Annotated in this window: 5 protein-coding genes; 2 read left to right on the forward strand and 3 right to left on the reverse strand. The window is 67.2% G+C overall.

Annotated elements, in window-relative coordinates; translation table 11 throughout:
- Nucleotides 1-1,034: acyl-CoA dehydrogenase family protein (locus Q0379_RS02785; protein ID WP_299004022.1), on the forward strand; the 1,034-nt coding region annotated here is incomplete at its 5' end.
- Nucleotides 1,035-1,131: 97 nt separating this feature from the next.
- Here Q0379_RS02785 and Q0379_RS02790 read toward each other — a convergent pair.
- A complete protein-coding gene (locus Q0379_RS02790; RefSeq protein ID WP_143324168.1) occupies nucleotides 1,132-1,218 on the reverse strand; it encodes a hypothetical protein in 87 nt (28 codons plus the stop codon).
- Between the two features lie 77 nt (nucleotides 1,219-1,295).
- Nucleotides 1,296-1,445: a hypothetical protein gene (locus Q0379_RS02795; protein ID WP_156449579.1), complete on the reverse strand. Its 150-nt coding sequence runs from the start codon at nucleotides 1,443-1,445 to the stop codon at nucleotides 1,296-1,298.
- A 138-nt stretch (nucleotides 1,446-1,583) separates the two neighbouring features.
- On the opposite strand from Q0379_RS02795, the gene Q0379_RS02800 reads away from it, so the two are divergent.
- Entirely contained in the window at nucleotides 1,584-2,363 is a 780-nt protein-coding gene (locus Q0379_RS02800) for a methyltransferase domain-containing protein (RefSeq protein ID WP_299004025.1), read from the forward strand.
- On the opposite strand, the gene Q0379_RS02805 is transcribed toward Q0379_RS02800, so the two are convergent.
- Nucleotides 2,352-3,349 (reverse strand): patatin-like phospholipase family protein (locus Q0379_RS02805; protein ID WP_299004027.1); only part of this gene is annotated, 998 nt, incomplete at its 5' end. The genes Q0379_RS02800 and Q0379_RS02805 overlap by 12 nt on opposite strands.

The raw sequence follows: 3,349 nt of genomic DNA on the forward strand, positions 1-3,349 counted from the left end.
ACACCTTCCCGCGCTCGCTGTGGGTCCCGATGGGCGACCTTGGCCTGCACGGCATCACCGTCGAGGAAGAATTCGGCGGCCTCGGCCTTGGCTATCTCGAGCACGTGGTGGCGATGGAGGAAGTCTCCCGCGCCTCGGCCTCGGTGGGCCTGTCGTACGGCGCGCACTCGAACCTTTGTGTGAACCAGATCCGCCGCTGGGGCACGCCCGAGCAGAAGCGGCGCTACCTGCCCAAGCTGATCAGCGGCGAGCATGTCGGCTCTCTAGCCATGAGCGAGGCCGGCGCGGGCTCGGACGTCGTCTCGATGAAGCTGCGCGCCGACCAGCGTGGCGACCGATACGTCCTGAACGGCACGAAGTTCTGGATCACCAACGCCCCGCACGCCGACACCCTGGTCGTCTACGCCAAGACGGGCGAGGGCAGCCGCGGCATCACCGCCTTCCTCGTCGAGAAGGGCATGAAGGGCTTCAGCGTCTCCAAGAAGCTGGACAAGATGGGCATGCGCGGCTCGGACACCGCCGAGCTGGTGTTCGAGGACTGCGAAATCCCGGAAGAAAACGTGATGGGGCCGGTCGGCGGCGGCGTCGGGGTGCTGATGAGCGGCCTCGACTACGAGCGCGCCGTCTTGGCGGCGGGGCCGCTAGGCATCATGCAGGCCTGTCTCGACATCGTCCTGCCCTATGTGCGCGATCGTAAGCAGTTCGGTCAGCCGATCGGCGGCTTCCAGCTGATGCAGGGCAAGATCGCCGACATGTATGTCGCGTTGAACTCGGCCCGAGCCTATGTCTACGCCGTGGCGCGGGCCTGCGACGCCGGCAAGACCACGCGCTTCGACGCGGCCGGCGCGATCCTCATGGCGTCCGAGAACGCGGTGAAGGTGGCCCTTGAGGCGATCCAGGCCCTGGGCGGCGCGGGCTACACCAAGGAATGGCCGGTCGAGCGCTTGCTGCGCGACGCCAAGCTCTACGACATCGGCGCGGGCACCAACGAGATTCGCCGGTTCCTGATCGGTCGCGAGCTGATCGGCGCCTGACTCCGGCCATGAAAAAGGGCCGCCCCGGCTGGGACGGCCCTTCCATCGTCGTAGCCGCTGTTCGCAGCGTGTGACTTAAACCTGGGTGCTCAACACCCTAGGCGGAGACCTCGTTCTTCAGGCTCCAGGTCACGACTTGCGACCGCGGTTGGAGACAATGAGACACTGGATCACCTCCTTTCAGTGGTTGAACAACACAAGGAGGATATGGGCCTTTCCGCCGAGATGGGAAGAGGCCTCCAACGCGACCCGAAGTCGCGGTCAGAGCGTCAGCAGGCGAAGACCGATCAGAATCAGAGCCCACATCACCACGGCGGCGCCGACCGCCAGAGGACGGCTAAGGTTCAGCTTGCGGACGTTTTGGGCTGGGGCGGGCGCGCCGCCGGGAGCCAGATGAATCTGCGTGACCATTCCGCGTGATTTCCTTCCCTGTGGCCCCTCTGTCGGAGGTCTATTTCCGACAGTATGATGAATCTTCTCGCGTGAGAAGAATTCTTCACAGACGGCGAAGTTGCACGACGCCGGATTGTCGCACCGGGGAGGGATAGAATGGCGCGCTGGGATCCGGACATCTACGCCCTCTACCGCCGATACCGCGAACGGCCGGCTCAAGACCTCATGGCGATGCTGCCGGCCGACATGGCGCCGCGCGAAATCTGGGACCTGGGGTGTGGCATGGGCGAGCAGGCCGCCGCACTAGCTGAGCGTTTTCAGCAAGCTAGAGTGCGCGGCCTGGACTCCAGTCCCGAGATGCTGCGGCGGGCCCGGGCGCTGTCCGATCAGGTGGAATGGATCGAGGGCGGCATTGAGGACTTCGCGCCGGACGCGCCCGCGGACCTGATCTTCACCAACGCCGCCCTCCACTGGGTGGGCGATCATAAAATGTTGATCCCCCGTCTCGCGGCCGCTCTGGCTCCGTTGGGCGTCCTGGCGATCCAGGTCCCGGTGGTCGACAGCCTGGGCTGGCGCGGCAGTCTGGCCGAGGTCATCCAGGTGGGGACGTGGGCCGCCAAGCTGACGAACATCGCCGGCGCCGGCCCAACAGCGTCGGCCGAAGACTATTACAGCTGGCTGGCGCCGCTATGTTCCGAGATCGACATCTGGACCACCACCTATCTGCACGCGCTGCGCGGCGAGGACCCGATCGTCGAGTGGACGATGGGCGCGACCCTGCGCCCCTATCTTGACGCGCTGGATAATGGGGAGCGGTCGCTGTTCCTCGACGCCTGGCGCGCTCGACTGGCGCGCCGGTTCCCGCGCCGGAAGGACGGGGTGACCCTGTTTCCCTTCAAACGCCTGTTCATCGTGGCCCGGCGGTCAGCGACCTGAAGCGGCTTGGCGTTCGCGCAGACTTAGACGGCGACGCAGCGTCGTCACGGGCTGGCGCAGGGTGTCCAGCGCGAAGCCGGCGGCGACGCGCCCGGCCTTCACCGAGGGCTCGAAGGCGCGCCAGTCGCGAATGTCGACGCCCTCCAGCTTGGGCGTGATCAGAACATCGGTGGCCTCTCGCGCGGCGGTGATGTCGCGTCCGGAGGTGACCGTGGCCGCCCGCATCAGCAGGGCCACGATCGGCGGGCCGCGCCGCCACTCGCCCGAGGTGATCCAGTTCCAGAGGGAGGGCGGCGTGACGATGTCGTCCGGCGTGATGCTGCGGCCGCGGGTGACGTCGACGCCGACGATCGGACCAGGCTGGAGCGCGCGCATGACGTCGGCGGGGAAGTTCTTCATCACCGCCCCATCGACCAGCACCGAGCCGTTGAAGGTGGCCGGGGGCATCACGCCGGGCAGAGCGATCGAGGCCCGCAAAGCCGCCTGCAGCTCGCCCGTGCGGTGCAGTTGGTAGGCGCCCGAGGTCAGGTTCGACGAGACGCAGAAGAACGGCAGCCAGAGATCGCTGATCTCGACGCCGCTGAAATGCTCTTCCAAGCGGGCCCTGACCTTCTCGCCGCGCGTCATGGCGATCATCGGAAAGGCGATGTCGTCCAAGGGGCTGGAGTCGACGAAGGCCTTCTGGATGCGCGCCTCCATCTCGCCGTCGTCCCAGCCCATGGCCAGGCCCGCGGCGATGATCGCGCCCATCGAGGCGCCGCCGACGAAGTCGATCGGAATCGCCCGCTCACGCATGGCCTGGATCGCGCCGATATGGGCGTAGGCCCGCGCGCCGCCGCCGGACAAGACAAGGCCCACGGACTGCCCGGTCATCACCCGCGCCAGCCGTTGGAGGTCGGCCACCCCGTTCTCGCGCAAGTGGAACAGGCGCGCGGGCTGGGTCGCGGCGACCCAGGCCTCCGACCCGCTGGGGCGAGCAAGGCTGG

The sequence above is a fragment of the uncultured Caulobacter sp. genome (genome assembly GCF_937900395.1).
Classification (GTDB): domain Bacteria; phylum Pseudomonadota; class Alphaproteobacteria; order Caulobacterales; family Caulobacteraceae; genus Caulobacter.

Excerpts from the sequence above, each read along its gene's own strand:
- Q0379_RS02795 (WP_156449579.1), bottom strand. The coding sequence starts at position 1,445 with ATGGTCACGCAGATTCATCTGGCTCCCGGCGGCGCGCCCGCCCCAGCC.
- Q0379_RS02800 (WP_299004025.1), top strand. The coding sequence starts at position 1,584 with ATGGCGCGCTGGGATCCGGACATCTACGCCCTCTACCGCCGATACCGC.